Annotated in this window: 14 protein-coding genes; 9 read left to right on the top strand and 5 right to left on the bottom strand. The window is 51.0% G+C overall.

Features of this window, described 5'->3' with window-relative positions; genetic code table 11:
- The 6 genes from VPR01S_RS19575 to VPR01S_RS19600 form a co-directional block, all read left to right on the top strand.
- Positions 1–825, top strand: an 825-nt coding sequence (locus VPR01S_RS19575) for a sigma 54-interacting transcriptional regulator (RefSeq protein ID WP_021707113.1), incomplete at its 5' end; no start/stop codon positions are given.
- Between the two features lie 122 nt (positions 826–947).
- Positions 948–2,567, top strand: a complete 1,620-nt coding sequence (locus VPR01S_RS19580; RefSeq protein WP_021707114.1) for an ABC transporter substrate-binding protein — start codon at positions 948–950, stop codon at positions 2,565–2,567.
- A gap of 1 nt (position 2,568) precedes the next feature.
- Positions 2,569–3,531: an ABC transporter permease gene (locus tag VPR01S_RS19585; protein ID WP_021707115.1), complete on the top strand. Its 963-nt coding sequence runs from the start codon at positions 2,569–2,571 to the stop codon at positions 3,529–3,531.
- The gene (locus tag VPR01S_RS19590; RefSeq protein ID WP_021707116.1) at positions 3,518–4,405 is read left to right on the top strand and encodes an ABC transporter permease subunit; all 888 of its coding nucleotides are present in this window, start codon (positions 3,518–3,520) and stop codon (positions 4,403–4,405) included. The genes VPR01S_RS19585 and VPR01S_RS19590 overlap by 14 nt, the downstream gene beginning before the upstream one ends.
- On the top strand, positions 4,405–5,400 hold the full coding sequence (locus tag VPR01S_RS19595) for a peptide ABC transporter ATP-binding protein (protein ID WP_021707117.1): 996 nt from the start codon (positions 4,405–4,407) through the stop codon (positions 5,398–5,400). The genes VPR01S_RS19590 and VPR01S_RS19595 overlap by 1 nt, the downstream gene beginning before the upstream one ends.
- Positions 5,397–6,182, top strand: a complete 786-nt coding sequence (locus VPR01S_RS19600; protein ID WP_021707118.1) for a peptide ABC transporter ATP-binding protein — start codon at positions 5,397–5,399, stop codon at positions 6,180–6,182. The genes VPR01S_RS19595 and VPR01S_RS19600 overlap by 4 nt, the downstream gene beginning before the upstream one ends.
- A gap of 61 nt (positions 6,183–6,243) precedes the next feature.
- Here the strand turns inward: VPR01S_RS19600 and VPR01S_RS19605 are convergent, their stop codons facing one another.
- Positions 6,244–7,149, bottom strand: a complete 906-nt coding sequence (locus VPR01S_RS19605; RefSeq protein ID WP_021707119.1) for a manganese-dependent inorganic pyrophosphatase — start codon at positions 7,147–7,149, stop codon at positions 6,244–6,246.
- Positions 7,150–7,358: 209 nt separating this feature from the next.
- On the opposite strand from VPR01S_RS19605, the gene VPR01S_RS19610 reads away from it, so the two are divergent.
- A complete protein-coding gene (locus VPR01S_RS19610) occupies positions 7,359–8,546 on the top strand; it encodes a putative manganese transporter (RefSeq protein ID WP_040903176.1) in 1,188 nt (395 codons plus the stop codon).
- 29 nt (positions 8,547–8,575) lie between these two features.
- Here VPR01S_RS19610 and VPR01S_RS19615 read toward each other — a convergent pair whose 3' ends face one another.
- The 4 genes from VPR01S_RS19615 to torE form a co-directional block, all read right to left on the bottom strand.
- Complete coding sequence (locus tag VPR01S_RS19615) at positions 8,576–10,312, bottom strand: glycoside hydrolase family 36 protein (RefSeq protein ID WP_040903180.1); 1,737 nt, start codon at positions 10,310–10,312, stop codon at positions 8,576–8,578.
- Between the two features lie 175 nt (positions 10,313–10,487).
- Positions 10,488–12,950, bottom strand: coding sequence for a trimethylamine-N-oxide reductase TorA (gene torA, locus VPR01S_RS19620; protein ID WP_021707122.1), 2,463 nt, complete (start codon positions 12,948–12,950; stop codon positions 10,488–10,490).
- Between the two features lie 24 nt (positions 12,951–12,974).
- On the bottom strand, positions 12,975–14,159 hold the full coding sequence (gene torC, locus VPR01S_RS19625; RefSeq protein ID WP_021707123.1) for a pentaheme c-type cytochrome TorC: 1,185 nt from the start codon (positions 14,157–14,159) through the stop codon (positions 12,975–12,977).
- 50 nt (positions 14,160–14,209) lie between these two features.
- Positions 14,210–14,386 (bottom strand): trimethylamine N-oxide reductase system protein TorE, encoded by a 177-nt coding sequence (torE, locus tag VPR01S_RS19630; protein ID WP_021707124.1) that lies wholly within the window; start codon positions 14,384–14,386, stop codon positions 14,210–14,212.
- A gap of 535 nt (positions 14,387–14,921) precedes the next feature.
- Between torE and VPR01S_RS19635 the strand changes: the two genes are divergently transcribed.
- Complete coding sequence (locus VPR01S_RS19635) at positions 14,922–15,713, top strand: ABC transporter permease (protein WP_021707125.1); 792 nt, start codon at positions 14,922–14,924, stop codon at positions 15,711–15,713.
- 196 nt (positions 15,714–15,909) lie between these two features.
- Positions 15,910–16,053, top strand: a complete 144-nt coding sequence (locus tag VPR01S_RS22705; RefSeq protein ID WP_156008758.1) for a hypothetical protein — start codon at positions 15,910–15,912, stop codon at positions 16,051–16,053.
- The last annotated feature ends 196 nt before the right edge of the window (positions 16,054–16,249 follow it).

The following is a 16,249-nucleotide window of genomic DNA, read 5'->3' on the forward strand; positions in this document are numbered from 1 at the left end:
CCGTTGGTGTCGCTTAACTGCGCCACATTAAGTGAAGGCCTGATTGACTCAGAGTTGTTTGGTCATGAAGCTGGCGCCTTCACTGGCTCCAAAGGCCGGCATCAGGGCCGCTTCGAGCGCGCGGAGAATGGCACTCTGTTCCTGGATGAACTCGCCACCGCCCCTCTGCTGGTTCAGGAAAAGCTGCTGCGGGTCATCGAATACGGCCAGTATGAACGCGTAGGGGGCAATCAGTTGCTCAGCGCCAATGTACGATTGATTTGCGCCACCAATGCCGACCTCCCAGTTCTGGCGAGTGCCGGGGAATTCCGCGCTGATTTATTAGACCGTCTGGCGTTCGATGTCATTCATTTGCCGCCACTGCGAGCGCGCCGTGAAGATATCCTGCTTCTGGCCGAATACTACGCAATCAAAATGTGTCGCGAATTGGATCTGGCGCTGTTTGTCGGCTTCTCTACCCGAGCCATTGAGCAGTTGTTGGCTTATCAGTGGCCGGGCAATGTGCGTGAACTGAAGAATGTGGTCGAACGGGCAGTGTATCAGCATGGTATCAGTGACGCACCAATCGACGAAATCGTACTGGATCCCTTTCAGGTCGAGTGGCAGGAAGAGACAAAAACGGAACACCCTGAGAAACCAAACGAGCAAGAGTTCAGCTTTCCGATGGACTATAAACAGTGGCAAGAACATCAGGATAAGTGGTTGTTAGATCAGGTGATGGAAGCGGCTAAATTCAATCAACGCCGCGCAGCAGAACTGCTCGGGCTCAGCTATCATCAGTTCAGAGGCATGATGCGTAAATACGACATGACCGGGCAAAAATAGACAATTTTTTGAGGAATCCCCTTTCTACTCAATGTTTTTGTGCGTTTTAGTGATACATTGGCAAAAATCTGGGGCATAATATCAGGCTTTGTTCCGCCGTGAACCACTTTACTGTTCTTTCTATGAAAGCGATCATTCGACTGACACTTGGACTATGCAGCCTCGGCCTGCTGGCTGGCTGTGGCGACAAAATCGACCATAGCAAGGTACGCCAGACGGGCTTTGTTTATTGCGGTCAGGGTAGTCCGGACACATTCAACCCACAGCTGGTCGACAGCGGGATCACCTCTGAGACACTGAGCCCGCAGCTATTTGATACGCTGCTGGTTCTGGATCCTAAATCTCACCGGCCCATCGCCAATCTGGCGAAAAGCTGGCGGGTCGATGCGTCCGGGACGCAATACACTTTCACCTTACGCCAGGGCGTCTGGTTTCAGACCACCCCATGGTTTACGCCGACCCGCACGCTGAACGCAGACGATGTCGTGTTCAGCTTCCGCCGTATTATCGATTCGTCGCACCCCTTTCATTACGTAGGTAACGGCCAGTATCCCTGGTTTCACGGCATCGGCTTCTCCAACCTGATTCAGGAAGTCCGCGCGCTGTCTGACTCTGAAGTATTGTTCATCCTCTCCCGTCCGGATAACACCTTTTTGTCGAACATCGCCACCAGCCACGCTGTGATTCATTCGAAAGAGTATGGCGACGAGTTGGTGATCAACGACGAAAAGCCGTTGATGGACTCACAGCCGGTTGGCACCGGGCCATTTTATCTCGATGACTATCAGGTCAACGATCTGGTGCGTCTCAAGCGCAACCCAACCTACTGGAAAGGTCCGGCGAAAATGGAGCAGGTCGTCTTTGACATCTCCCACCGCGGCACTGGTACACTGGCGAAACTACTGCGCAAAGAGTGCGACGTACTCAATTCGCCAATTTCAAGCCAGTTGCCAGTCATCGAGCGCCAGCCAGGGCTCGATTTGGTGGCCAAACCGTCAATGAACATCTCGTTTATCGCCGTGAATACATCGCATCCGGCACTCAATGATAAGCGGGTGCGAAAAGCACTTAACTTCGCCATTAACAGGCAGAACATTCTTGATTCTGTGTATTACGGCACTGGCCAGGTAGCGTACTCGGTATTGCCACCCGATTCCTGGGCTTATCAGAAAGACACCATTCAGGTTCGTTATGATCGTAATTATGCCATCGCTCTGCTGCGTGATGCCGGTTACAAAAATGGTCTGGAACTGAATATGCTGGTACCGCTTGAGCCACGCGCTTACAACCCGAGCCCCCGGAAAACAGCAGAGTTGATTCAGGCTAACCTGGCCGACATCGGTGTCAAAGTGAACCTGTTGACCGACGATCGCTTTAACCGTAAAGAAGCGGTGGAGCAAGAGCACGTTGATCTCTTCTTAACTGGTTGGAATGCCGCGACCGGCGATCCGGATAACTTCTTCCGGCCACTGCTGTCATGCGATTCCGAACGCGCCGGGCTTAACGTGTCATTATGGTGCAACAGCGATTTCGACTTCTTGCTCGATCTGGCACGGGAAGTTGATCGGCCTCGTTACCGCCTCAATCTGTACAAGCAGGCACAAAACATCCTCAATGAGGAGTTCCCGGTGATTCCTTTGTCACACGGGATGCAATTTCAAGCTAAGGACAAATCACTGGTGGGCTTTAAAATCAGTCCGTTTAACTCTCAGCCTTTCGACCTGGTAGAGAGGGCTAAATAGTATGTTTGTGTATACGATTCGTCGCTTCAACCTGTTTATCATCACGCTGTTGATTCTGACCATTGTCGGCTACAGCCTGTTGCGCCTCGATCCCGAGTCTCCTTGGGCGCTGCAGGATTTCTGGCAAGGCTGGGTGTCCTACCTGCGCGAGTTGATCCAATTGAATTTCGGTGTGAACAAAGCTGGCACGCCTGTGATTGAAGAACTGAAAATCGTCTTCCCTGCGACGCTGGAGCTGTGTTTTATCGCTTTCATTGTCTCGCTGCTGATTGGCATCCCACTGGGCACCATTGCCGGCATGAAACCGGGAAAATGGCTGGATACGGTGATCTCGTTTGTCTCCATGTCCGGTTACTCAGCGCCGGTCTTTTGGGTGGCGCTGCTGCTCATCATGGTGTTCTCTCTCCACTTTCAGATCCTGCCCGTATCCGGTCGTTATGACTTACTGTATGAAGTCGAACATGTCACGGGGTTTGCTCTGATTGATACCATGCTGGCCAAAGATATCTACCGCGCACATGCACTGCAAAGTGTCATTGAACACATGATCTTACCGTGTCTGGTTCTGGCGCTGGCACCAACAACCCAGGTTATTCGCCTGATGCGTACATCGGTGGCGGAAGTCATCACACAAAACTACATTCGGGTCGCTCGCATCCGCGGTCTGTCCAACTATGAGATTGTGACCCAACACGTGCTGCGCAACGCCATTCCACCGATTATCCCGAAGATTGGGGTTCAGCTCTCAAGCATGCTGACGCTGGCAATCATCACGGAATCGATTTTCAACTGGCCGGGTATCGGCCGCTGGCTGCTGGACGCTCTGGCTAATCAGGATTACGTCGCCATTCAGGCAGGTGTAATCGTGGTTGCGACCTTAGTTCTGACCGCCAACATTCTGTCTGATTTGATCGGCGCGATGGTCAATCCGCTGGTAAGGAAAGAGTGGTATGCTAACAAATAACATTTATCAGGAAGAACGCATCCCGACTCAGTTTGAGCGCTTCTGGCGCAGCTATCGGGCCAATAGCCTGGCGATGTTCGGCCTTTGGTGCCTTGTCCTGCTGCTGCTCATCACTCTGTTCTCTCCCTGGCTGACACCGCATGATCCACAGGCTCAGACTGGCGAGCTATTGGTCCCGCCCTCCTGGAACCCAGCGGGCACCGTTGATTATTTCTTCGGCACCGACGATCTTGGCCGCGATATTCTGTCACGCCTGATCAGCGGCTCACAACTGACCTTTGGCGCCGCAATTCTGATCACGGCTATCGCGACCGTAGTTGGCTGTGCGATCGGTATTCTGGCCGGCATGACCAGAGGGCTGTTGTCCAGTACGCTCAATCATCTGTTGGATACCGTGATGTCTATCCCGTCACTGCTCCTGGCGGTTATTTTTGTTGCTCTGCTTGGTTTCGGGGAATTCAATGTCCTGTTAGCGATTTGCCTGGCTCTGATCCCCCGGTTCATCCGTTCGGTCTACATAGCGGTACATAATGAAGTCGAAAAAGACTACATCATGGCGGCACGATTAGATGGCGCCAACGAATTTTACTTGCTGTGGAACTCTATTCTGCCGAACATACTGATTGTGATCGCGCATGAGATTACTTTTGCTCTGTCTCTGGCTATTCTTGATATAACGGCACTGGGTTTTCTCGGTCTTGGTGCACAGGCACCAAGTACCGAATGGGGTGCCATCATCGGTGACTCTGTGGAGCTGATTTATCTGGCTCCATGGACGGTGACACTGCCCGGCCTGGCGATTATGTTCACTGTTATTGTTGTCAACCTGGTCGGCGAAGGCGCCCGCCAAGCGTTGAATGCGGGGACGGAATAATGCCACTTTTAGATATTCGACACCTGACCATTGAAATCGATACCCCACAAGGCATGGTCAAAGCAGTCGACCGTATGAGTATCACCATGAGTGAAGGTGAGATCCGCGGCCTGGTGGGCGAATCTGGCTCAGGGAAAAGTCTGGTAGCAAAAGCCATCGTAGGTGTCTGTAAAGACAACTGGAAAATTACCGCTGACCGAATGCGGCTCGGTAACATCGATCTGTTGCAACTGACGCCCCGAGAGCGACGCCGGGTAATCTCACGTGACATCGCGATGATATTTCAGGAGCCCTCCACCTGTCTTGACCCTTCTGAAGAAGTCGGCAAGCAATTGATCGAATCCATTCCATGGCGTGCTTTTGAAGGCAAATGGTGGCAACGGTTCGGCTGGCGAAAAAAACAGGCCATTGCCCTATTACACAAGGTCGGCATCAAAGACCACTCACGGATCATGAGCAGCTACCCGTATGAACTGACCGATGGTGAGTGTCAGAAAATCATGATAGCAATGGCGATTGCCACCAAGCCTAAGCTGCTGATAGCCGATGAGCCGACTAACGACTTGGACCCGATTACCCAATCGCAGATCCTGCGTCTGCTCAGCCGGATGAACCAAATCAACAACACGGCGATCATGCTGATCGGCCATGACCTGACGACCATTACCCAGTGGGCGAACCGCATTACCGTGATGTATTGTGGTCAGTCGGTTGAGTCCGCTGACACCGCCAAAATTCTCTCTGCGCCAAAGCACCCGTACACCGCTGCGCTGCTGAAAGCGATGCCCGATTTCAGTGACTGGATTCCGCACAAAGAGAAGCTGCAGTCACTGCCAGGTTCGATTCCTCCGCTCCAGCACCTGCCGATTGGTTGCCGCCTAGGGCCTCGCTGCCCATACGCACAACGACAATGTGTAGAAAGCCCGCATACGCGCCGGGTAAAAAACCATAAGTTTGCCTGTCACTTCCCGTTGAATATGGAGAAATCGAAATGAGTGCGCTGCTAGAAGTCAACGGTCTGACGAAAGACTTTGTGACCCGCAGCGGATTGTTCCGCAAAAAAGTGCATCACGCGGTAAAGCCGGTCAGCTTTACGCTTGAAGCAGGTCAAACGCTTGGTTTTATCGGCCAGAATGGCTCAGGCAAGTCAACGTTGGCACGTATGCTGGCCGGGGTTATTGAGCCATCTTCAGGCGACATTTTCGTTAATGGGGACAAGCTGGAACATAAGGATTATTCCACACGCTGTAAGCTGATTCGGATGATTTTTCAGGATCCCAATACCTCATTGAATCCGCGTATTCAGATTGGCCGGATTCTCGAAGGTCCGCTGAAACGAAACACCAACATGCCGCCAGAAGCGCGCATAAAAAGGGTCAAAGACACTCTGCGGCGGGTGGGCTTATTACCAGAGCATGCCTACTTTTATCCGCAAATGTTGGCGGCCGGTCAGAAACAACGAGTATGTCTGGCTCGGGCACTGATTCTGCAACCCTCAATTATCGTGGCCGATGAAGCGCTCAACGGCCTGGATATGGCGATGCGCTCGCAGATCATCAACTTGTTTCTCGAGTTGCAGGAAGAGATGGGGGTATCGTTCATTTACGTATCCCAGCACATTGGGATCATCAAACACATCACCGATAAGATCATGGTTATGCATGAAGGGGAAGTGGTTGAATTCGGTGAGACACTCGATATTCTCTCGAACCCGCAGCACATCATTACCCAGCGTATGGTCGAGAGCCACTTTAACAAAGCGCCCTGTTTTAAGTAATCGCAGCGCATCCGCCCGGCATAATAAAGGCTCCATCAGGAGCCTCTACTACATTGACAGGTTACGCCAGTTCAGCTTGTAGCCATGGCCAACCCTGCTTCTTACGACTCAGGGTATTTTCCATCATCAACAGGCCATTCTGTTCATGTTTTTCCAGTTTAGACGCCCACTCCCCCTTGTAGATCAAGCGAGTTTGAGCTGTCGTGATGTCTGTCAACATCACCGCCGCAAACGCCAGTTGATCTTCCTCGCAGCGACGTTGCAAATCCGCTTCCAGTGCTTCGATCATACCATCCACCTGATCCAGGGTTGCCAGTTCAACCTGACCAACCACTACATCACGGCCGTTGAATGGGTAGGCTTTAAGATCTTTTTCAACCAATTCCGCCGCCGACAAGCCTGCAATGTCCGTTTTTGCGATCAGCAGTGCTTTGATGAAGCCGTCAAGATCGGTCACACCAGCGATCTCTGCCAGTGCGTGTACCGCTTCTTCATCTTTTGGCGTGCATGTCGGAGAGGCGAAACCCACGGTATCTGACAAGATGGCCGACATCATCAGAATAGCTAACGGACGCGTGATGGTCGCTTGTTCCATTTTTAACAGGTTAAACAAAATGGTGCAGGTACATCCTACTGGCCAAATCCAGGCTTCCAACGGATTCGTGGTCATCACATCACCCAGACGGTGATGATCGACAATACCTAAGATTTCCGCTTGCGCAATGTCATCCGGCGCCTGAGCCAGATCCGTGTAGTCCACCAACCAGACTTTCTCACCGGCCACACTGGTGCACAGCTCAGGTTGATCGACTCCGGCTGTGGCGAGAATGTGTTGCGTCTCACGGTTGATTTCACCTTGACGAACCGGCTTCGCGCTCAGACCACGAGCTTTCAGCAACTCAGTCGCTACCAGAGCACCACAGATACTGTCACTGTCTGGGTTCTTATGACCTACCACTAGAATCATGTTATTTCCTGTTATTTGATGTTGTCCCTGAACGGCGGAAACCATCAGGGTAATTGCTCACAAAGGCGGCTACTTTACCTGAAAACGACAGATTGTCATTGTCTGAGAGCAAGAAAAATGTGACGGATTGGCGGTCAAAAAAACTATTGCGAATGATTATCAATTACCTATAATGAGAATAATTCTCATTATAGGTAATTGCGTTGCGTATGCTGACAATAACTCTTCCCCGCTGGCTGTCGGTTTCACAGTTTCAGCTCGCACATAAACGGTTAATTTTACCAGCATTGTTATCCGCCCTGCTGTTAGCACAACCGACACGGATGGTGACCGTCACGACGTTCTCTGATGCTTTTTGGGCAGTCTCCTGCTACGTAGCCTTTACCCTGGCGCTGTACCACTACCTGGCCATTGTAATGAGTGGCAAAAACCGCCTTGTCGCGCTGTATCAGAGCTCACGCTCAGGTCAGGTTGTATTGGCCTCTCTGCTGGGTGCCTTGCCCGGGTGTGGCGGTGCGATTGTCGTAACGACTCAGTTTGTCAGTGGCCGGGTCGGATTCGGCGCAGTCGTCGCGGTGTTGACCTCAACCATGGGCGATGCGGCCTTCCTGCTACTGGCGAGCGAACCAGTGACCGGGTTGTTGGTCATCACGATTGGTATTGTCGTTGGATGCGTCTCGGGTCTGACCGTGAACGCCCTTCATCGCGACGATTTTCTGCGGCCAGATCCCCCTTTAAGTGAACTGACCTGCCAACGAGAGGCGTCCCATACTCCACTTGAACAGACCGCCATTAATCTGCAAGGCGCATTCTGGAAATGGTTACTGCCTCCGGCAATGATCGTGGCATTTCTGGGATCTTTTCAGGTCGACGTCAATCATCTGTTGGCATTGCCGGGCATGACCATTGAATGGTTAGGCGCGCTGTTGGCGGTAGTGAGCACGTTACTCTGGGCGCTGACGAAAGAGATCCGCGACTACGAGTCAACCGTATCGGAAGACAACAAGCTGGTTTCGTCTCATCCGCTGCAAAAAACCGCTCAGGACACCAATTTTGTCAGTGCCTGGGTCATCGTGGCCTTTCTGATTTTTGAGTTGTCCGCGCACTTTACCGGTGCCAACCTGGCCACGCTATTTTCGGGCTGGGGATGGCTGCTTCCTTTGATGGCCGTGGCCGTTGGTACGTTGCCAGGTTGTGGCCCGCAAATCCTGGTCACCAGTTTATACATATCCGGTGCGGTGCCTTTGTCTGCACAACTGGCGAACGCTATTTCCAACGATGGCGACGCACTGTTCCCAGCCATCGCCATGGCGCCCAAAGCGGCCCTGGTGGCCACTGTGTACTCGTCAATTCCTGCCCTGTTGGTCGGTTACGGTTATTTTTTGATGTTTGAATAACTCTGATTAAGGCCCAGATCTGTGTGCACTCAGGCGGTAATAATCGCGCGGCTCGATAAACCGGCCTGCAACGGAATTTCCATGATCTGTACGGGCTCTTCACACAGCTTTTCACCACTCCAGTAATCGTACCAATACACTGGGTGATCCGCGGTCAGTACCACATCCCGCGCACTCTGCTGATAATTAAACAGGCAGTGCAAATCGTTGCGATCGGTGAGTTTCAAAAATGCATGATTAAGGCCGAGTGCGGTAAAACGGGCCGCTTCCTGCGTGTGCTTATGGCGGATCATGAGTTTAGCGAGCGATGTTTTGGCAAAAGAAGTCAGCTCAGGCAAGGGATCCCCCGACAACAGCAAACCACCACACGCCAACAACACATTACGGTGAAACTCGTAATACTGCCGCTCCGTCGCCTGATTCGGCAAGGAAACCAAAGTGGCGCAATCGGGATCGATCTGCCATAGCTGACGATGTTGCCAACTGCGAAAGAAGGTTTCTTTCGCAATTTGTTCAAAGCGACGAGGATCCCGCTCCACGTCATCAGAGACACGCATTGCGTCCACCAGCCCCAGCGATGGCCACATCGGTGCGTTGCACCCCAATAACCAGGCATCGCCCGCGCCCTGTGCTATCGCTGCCATACCCATTCGATATGCTTGTACGCCAGTTACGCCGCTTTGCCAGCGGCGCCCTTTGAGCGTCCCCCAATAATTCGCATCCAGCTTAAACAGCTCCACACCCCACTCTTCACGCATGGTGCGTACCACCGTTGTCAGGTGCTCTTGCACATCGGGGTTAGAGGTATCGAGAATGTACCAGGGTGTGCAGCGCCATCCTCCATAGGTGACGTCTTCCGCTTTCAGCAGTGAGCCGTCCGGTTGGCGCACAAACCAGTCCGGGTGGTTTTGAAACACTTGTGACTCCGGCTGAGCAATAAACGGCGCCAACCAGATGGCCGGCTTCTTACCCCGGCGACGAATATCCTGAATCAAGGCTTTCACGCCGGAAGGGAACTTATCAGACGGCGTCAGCCAATCCCCCATGAACGCCTGATACCCGTCATCCAGCAGAACCCACTCCAGCTTATCGAGTTCATGGTTCATGTGTTCGACATTGTCGAGAATATCCTGCTCGGTCACATCGGCGTAGTAGGCATACCAAGAACACCAGCCAATCGGCGCAGTCTGTTTGACGCCTGATCTGGGAAAATGATGGCCCGTAATCCGTTCTGCGTACTCGCGCAACAAGCAAGATAATGACGTCGCAGACAACACCACTACCGATTCCAACTGGTTCGTTTCCCAGTCTTGCGGACAGGTGTACTCACCATCCAGATAAGCGGTGATGACTGGTTTGCCTTGCTGCTCACTGATTTCAAAATAGCCGGCAAAACGGTAGCAAGAGGTGAACCCATACAAGGTGTAACCAAGTGAATCTTCAACCAACAGATAGTTGTAGTAGCGTTTGCGAGCCTGATGGGAATAAATCCGATAGCTAGTGCTGTTGTCCGGGCAACGTCCAATGTCGATGGGGTGCGCAACGGTTCCCGAAGTCTGCGCCAACATCTGAAAGCCGTCGCCGAGCAATACCGCACTTGATTCACAATCAAACGAGCATTGGAACAGCGGATACGCATCGGACAGCGCGTCATTGGACAAGCCAGAATAGGTAAAACTGACCTGATTGCCTTCCACCTGTGCGTGCAGATTCGAGTTAAGCACCTCAAGTTCACGATGGTTGGCAAGGGTAAGGAGGTAAGACATGGCAGTGACCAAAAACATATTAACTGTTTAAATTACAGCACCCTGCCCGCTACTTGTCTATTTGAAACGCTGTACAAATAGTTACCCAGGTCACGCTTTTTTCCTTTGTGCCGCTGCCGGAGACACAAAAGTGCCGGCCCAAAGGCCGGCATTTCAGCCGCTAAAGCAAACAGGTTTAAGCCACTTCGATTGGCCCGCCGAACGCGGTGACTGGCGGCACTTTACCGCTGAATTTCTCAAAGTCGACAATGCAGGTATTGGCTGATGTGGCCTGAGCCAGTTCAGACGAGCCTATATCCAGTGTCAGTGTATTCGGGTCGCCATAAGTACATATCGCACCTTCTTTTTCATTCAGCGGTCCGTACCAGGCGCCCTCTTCGATGCGGATAACACCTCGTGGATAACTGTCACTCAGAACCGCTCCGGCCAGCAATTGGCCGCGGCCATTGAACACTCGCACCAGGTCTCCATCCTGAATGCCTTTGGTTTTGGCGTCATCCGGGTTGATGTAAACAGGTTCGCGCCCTTGTACCGCATAACTCGCCCGGAACGCTTCAGATTCACACATCTGCGAGTGCAGACGTTTATCCGGATGGCATGACTGCAACCAAAACGGATACCGCTCTGAGCCAGGCCCGCCGTGCGAACGTTCCGTTTTTTCAAACCACATCGGGTGTTCCTGACAGTGCTGGTAACCAAAACGCCCGATTTTACGAGATGTAATCTCGATAAAACCAGATGGCGTCCCAAGTGCATTAAGCTCCGGATCATTGCGAAAATCGGCATGGCGAACCCAGGTTTTGCCTTCACCAAACTCCAGGACACTCTGCTGCCAGAATTGCTCGAATTCCGGCATCTCGAACTTACCGTCATTGGCTTTTTTGCAATCGTTATATAACGCGCGCACCCACTCCATCTCATCCATACCACGCGTGTATTCTTCGTGGCGGCCAAAGCGGCGTGTCAGCTCAGTAAAGATCTCAAAGTCGGTGCGCGACTGGAACAGCGGATCGACCAAGCGATGCATCGCAATGAGCCCTTTTCCTGAATACGATCCGTAAGAATCAATATCATTACGCTCCCACTGTGTACAAGCGGGCAGGACGATGTCGGAAAAACGGCAAGTGGCGGTCCAGTTGAAGTCGATCGTAACGACGGTTTCCAGCTTACGAAACGCCTGCTTCATCTTGTTACGATCCTGATGATGGTGCCATGGGTTATTGCCGGAAATTACCATCATTTTGAAGCCAGGGAGCGTGACCAAATTACCGTTGTGGTTGATCTTCTTACCCGGCTCCATCAGCGCGTCAATCCATCGTGCTACGGGAATGGTGCGGCTGTAACCATTGAAATCGCTATTGTCCCATTTCGGCTTACTGCCCTGATCCAGGTTGCGCGGAAAACCGCCCGGACCGGCGAAGCCAGTTGATGGAACACCGATACCGGAATAGTGGTGACCATAAGAAATACCGCCGCCAGGCAAACCAATCTGACCGACCATTGCCGCCAACACCGCCCCCATCCAGTAAGGCTGTTCGCCGTGCTCCTGACGCTGAATACACCAGCCAAACAGTAACTGAGTGCGGCCTTTCACCAAAGAGCGGGCAAACTGACGAATCGTCTCCGCCTCCACCCCGCAAATCCCCGCCGCCCACTCAGGGGTTTTCTCTACTTTGTCTTTGGTTTCCCCCTGTACATAGGTGATGAACTCATTAAAACCCAGGCAGTAGGTCTTGATAAACGCTTTGTCGTACAACGCTTCGTTATACAAAACATGGGCCACCGCCAGCATGAAGGCGACGTCCGTTTGTGGATTGATATACAAATGGTCGTTTTGCAAAAACCGTTGCGTCTTGTTTTTGACCGGATCGACCGAGATCACTTTGATTTCACCCTTAGCAACTTTCTCTTTGAGTTGATCCAAATAGCCGTAAGATTGGTGCGTTTCACAGTTCCAGCCCACTTGCAGGTTTTTCACCGGATCGTTCGCCCACAATACAATGGTATCTGAGTTGTTGAGGATCTCCGGCCAGGATGTCCCCTGAGCGTAGACTTCTGTCGACCCCAGTACGTAAGGCATGATGGTCTGCCCGGCGCCGGTCGAGTAATCGCCAACTTTGGTGATAAAGTTGCCGTGCATATTGACAGCACGCTGCATCATCGCGGTACAGTTGTGGAAAGATCCTGTCTGATTCCAGCCGGTTTGACCGGCATGCAAGGCCCAAGGGCCATACTCTTTCTGTACCCGCTCCAGCTCGCGGTAAAACAGATCGATGGCTTCATCCCAGGTGACGCGCACAAAGCGGTTGTTCCCCCGGGTATCAGCGCTGTATTTGTGCTTTTTCAACCAATCCAGGCGTACCATCGGATAACGCACGCGCGACGGGTTATAGATAATCCCCTGAATACCATTCAGCATGTCCGTGGGGTGAGTATCGGTTTCTAAGGGTTTGATCGCCTGAACCTTACCTGCGTAGACATGCGCACGGAACGCGCCCCAGTGTGAGCCGGACACTTTCCAGCTGCCGGTCGTTTCTGCCGCGCTTGCCGAGGCTGACGCCAGCAGACTCGGACCGATCACAGAGGCCGCGCTAGTAGCAGCCACACCTTTAAGAAAACTTCTACGTGTAATCGCCATTTCAGTTACTCCATCTGACGCAGATTAGTGATGACCTTCAGAAAAATCTGAAGAGTGCTTTTGCAGGTATTTCAAGACCAGGGCTTCGGTGTCAGTATCAAAGTTCACAAACGCCAGCATACCGTCAAACATACCAGGCCAGGTGTTGGCGTCGAAATGGTCTTCTTTAGGCTGGGTATGGCAAACGGAACAGTTCGTTTTGTAAGCGGCACCGGCCTTCTCCCATACGGGCGTAATATCGTTCAGCATGGCTTGTTTCTTCATCCATACTTTGGCGGTCACTTGCTCCCAAGGCAGGCCGGTCAACTCATCCACTCTCTTCTCACCTTTGGTCACGACCGCGTCACTCAGCGCTGCATCTTTCAGCAATGATGCTGTGGCGATGTTCATGCCGAAATCTTCCTGAATCACGCGGCCAAAGCCTTTGGCTTTGCGCCAGCCAGAGATTTCAACCGCCACCATCTCACCTTTGGTATCCACCACCGTGACGGCGGAGGCCGGATTGAGCAGTCCCGCTTCCACTGTCGCGTTTGCATCTTCATAAACCGGCAGATGACGCACGCTGATCAAAGTGGCCCCTTTGGCGTAATCCGTATTGGAAGCAAGTGCTTCCAATTCACCGACAATACCAGCTGCACTGTCCATATTTTTCGGCAGGTTATGCGCTATCCCTTTGTGGCAGTCGAGACAACTCTGATCTTTTTCTGCCGCCTGTTTCATCTGAATGCGCGCCGTCGGTGACATCTGCTCAAAATCCATCGAGTCATAGTTATGGCAGTTTTTGCACTCTAATGATTTGTTGGCCGAAAAACGGTCCCATTCGTGTTTCGCCAGTTCAATTCGGTGCTCTTCAAACACGCCTTCTTCGCCATAGTTGCCAAATACCTGGGCAAACACTTCTTTGGACGCCTGCATCTTGCGTGCGATCTTATCTGTCCAATTATGAGGAACGTGACAGTCAGGGCAGGTAGCCCGAACGCCAGAATGGTTCTTCCAGTGGACAGTTTCCTGCAGTTCCACATAGACGTTGTCACGCATGGTGTGGCAACTGATGCAAAACTCTTCCGTATTGGTGGCTTCCAGCGCCGTATTAAAGCCACCCCAGAAGATGACCCCGGCAATAAAACCGCCCATAGTCAAAACACCCAAACTGATGTGGATGGCCGGACGAGCCAGGGTATGCCAAAATTTAACGATAAATGCTTTCATGATCGGTTCTCTCAATATTCTCGATGAAACGTAGTGCGGCGTATCTACGGTTATCCGTGTGCACCTGGAGGTCCGAAGACAAACATTTGCAGCATCCAGACAATGAATCCGTACCCACCGACGAAAGCGACGCTTAGAATCGGAAACAAAAGAACAGTGATGAAGAGGAACGCCTTCCACTCCAAAGCGCGTTTTTCTCCGCCTTCTTTTTTATTAACATTGCTCATACATTTTCCCGTATTATTTTTGGAAGCATGATTTATTTAATAGGCAGTGGCTGACTACCCACTACAAATAATAAGGAGAAATGTTAGACCACATATTTATTGTGGTTCAATCAAATTTGTCTCTTCAAGCCTTGTTATTCCACACTTTTTTGAGCTCATCCAGAGATGTATTTAAATAGAAATTTAAATGAAAAAATATGAACAGTTATGACAAAATAATATCTTTGCGCGATTGTTAAAATTAAAAATAAATTAAACATTTGAATAAAAACAGTGTCCGTATTGACTCTGAAAATAATGGCATTGTTAAATTTATTCAGGTTGTATTGAAAACAGAAAATTAAAGAAGTGTTGCGATTTTTTATTTATTTGACTGAGTGGGTTTCATCGCAGTAAGACAGCATCATTTGCGCCCCACACATCTCAGATAGTCGCCCTGATTGGCAGCGATTTTTCACAACTCAGCGACAGGCCGCGAGCAAAGCGGTAAAAAGAGATAAAATAACAGAGTCATACACCCACAAAGAGGTTCACTGTGCAGGAGATTATCGATATCGGTTGGGGCCAGCTAGGAGTGTTTGGGCTGATCCTGGTGGTTCCTCTTACTATCAACCATTATTATCAGCTTAATCTGGGACGCGACATCGTACTGGGTGTTGGCAGGATGACAATTCAATTATGTCTTGTCGGTGTTTACCTTGAGTATTTGTTCAGCCTCAACAGTCTGACCATCAACCTGCTCTGGCTGGTGCTGATGGTCATGGTCGGTGCCAGTGCCATTCTGAGTAAATCTCGGCTACCCAAACGTGTCCTGATGGGGCCAGTAAGCGCTGGATTAATGATCGGCCTGGCTCCGCTCCTGCTTATCCTTTGTTTAGCGGTGGTCCAACCCACTCCACTCTATAGCGCACAATATGTGATCCCTTTATCGGGTATGCTCCTTGGGAATAGTCTGAGTGGTAATATCGTTGCACTGCAGAATCTGTTCAGCGCGTACGAAGAGCGAAAAATGGAGTACGAAGCAGCAATTTCTCTTGGCGCTTCGCCTTATTATGCATCCAGACCGTTTGTGCAAAACGCCATGCAAAAAGCGCTGGCTCCGATCCTGGCATCGATGACCACTATGGGGCTAGTCACTCTACCGGGCATGATGACAGGTCAGATACTGTCAGGCGCGTCGCCAATGGTAGCGATCAAATACCAGTTGATGATCATGATCGCGATTTTCACCATGATGAGCATCTCTCTCACGCTGTGTATCCAATTTACTCAGAGAAAAATTCTAACAAAAGAGGGGCGCGTTAGTGTTTCGTTCCTCAAACGATAAAGCTCACAAATCCTTGAAATTAAATTGCACACCGACTTTAAAACACGTTATCCACAGAAAATGTGGATAACCTTTTTACATCAGTTATCCACAAAATGAGATCCGCACGTCACAGAGGTGTATTTGAGTTGACACGACACCGTCATGCTGGTTAATTATTATTCAACTTGCTTCTCATCTCAGACAAGGAATGCCGATGATTGAGTCAATGGTCACCAGACATCATGAGTACTCAGAGTTTGATCAGGATGATCTGAAAAACTGGTTGGTCACCACGCCCGATGAGCTGGTGGAATCCGAAACGTTAGACACTGACGTTACGGAGCAATGGATACATTAAAAAAGCGGCTCTTAATGAGCCGCTTTTTTACTTCAACCGTACCGTCCTAAATAAGGTTGACACTTTCCAACCCAAAAATTGGAGGGTGTTATGAAATCAACCACTAAACGAACTCAGCGCGATTACTCCCTCGCTTTTAAACTCACCGTAGTGGATGAGGTTGAAAAAGGCAACCTCACTTACAAACAAGCTCAAG

The sequence above is a fragment of the Vibrio proteolyticus NBRC 13287 genome (assembly GCF_000467125.1).
Taxonomy (GTDB): Bacteria; Pseudomonadota; Gammaproteobacteria; order Enterobacterales; family Vibrionaceae; genus Vibrio; species Vibrio proteolyticus.

Bases quoted from the DNA above. Each gene is read 5' to 3' on its own strand.
- VPR01S_RS19610 (WP_040903176.1), top strand. From the start codon at position 7,359: ATGCTGACAATAACTCTTCCCCGCTGGCTGTCGGTTTCACAGTTTCAG.
- VPR01S_RS19590 (WP_021707116.1), top strand. From the start codon at position 3,518: ATGCTAACAAATAACATTTATCAGGAAGAACGCATCCCGACTCAGTTT.
- torA (WP_021707122.1), bottom strand. From the start codon at position 12,950: ATGGCGATTACACGTAGAAGTTTTCTTAAAGGTGTGGCTGCTACTAGC.
- VPR01S_RS19605 (WP_021707119.1), bottom strand. From the start codon at position 7,149: ATGATTCTAGTGGTAGGTCATAAGAACCCAGACAGTGACAGTATCTGT.
- VPR01S_RS19585 (WP_021707115.1), top strand. From the start codon at position 2,569: ATGTTTGTGTATACGATTCGTCGCTTCAACCTGTTTATCATCACGCTG.
- VPR01S_RS22705 (WP_156008758.1), top strand. From the start codon at position 15,910: ATGATTGAGTCAATGGTCACCAGACATCATGAGTACTCAGAGTTTGAT.
- torE (WP_021707124.1), bottom strand. From the start codon at position 14,386: ATGAGCAATGTTAATAAAAAAGAAGGCGGAGAAAAACGCGCTTTGGAG.
- VPR01S_RS19595 (WP_021707117.1), top strand. From the start codon at position 4,405: ATGCCACTTTTAGATATTCGACACCTGACCATTGAAATCGATACCCCA.
- VPR01S_RS19600 (WP_021707118.1), top strand. From the start codon at position 5,397: ATGAGTGCGCTGCTAGAAGTCAACGGTCTGACGAAAGACTTTGTGACC.
- VPR01S_RS19615 (WP_040903180.1), bottom strand. From the start codon at position 10,312: ATGTCTTACCTCCTTACCCTTGCCAACCATCGTGAACTTGAGGTGCTT.
- torC (WP_021707123.1), bottom strand. From the start codon at position 14,159: ATGAAAGCATTTATCGTTAAATTTTGGCATACCCTGGCTCGTCCGGCC.
- VPR01S_RS19580 (WP_021707114.1), top strand. From the start codon at position 948: ATGAAAGCGATCATTCGACTGACACTTGGACTATGCAGCCTCGGCCTG.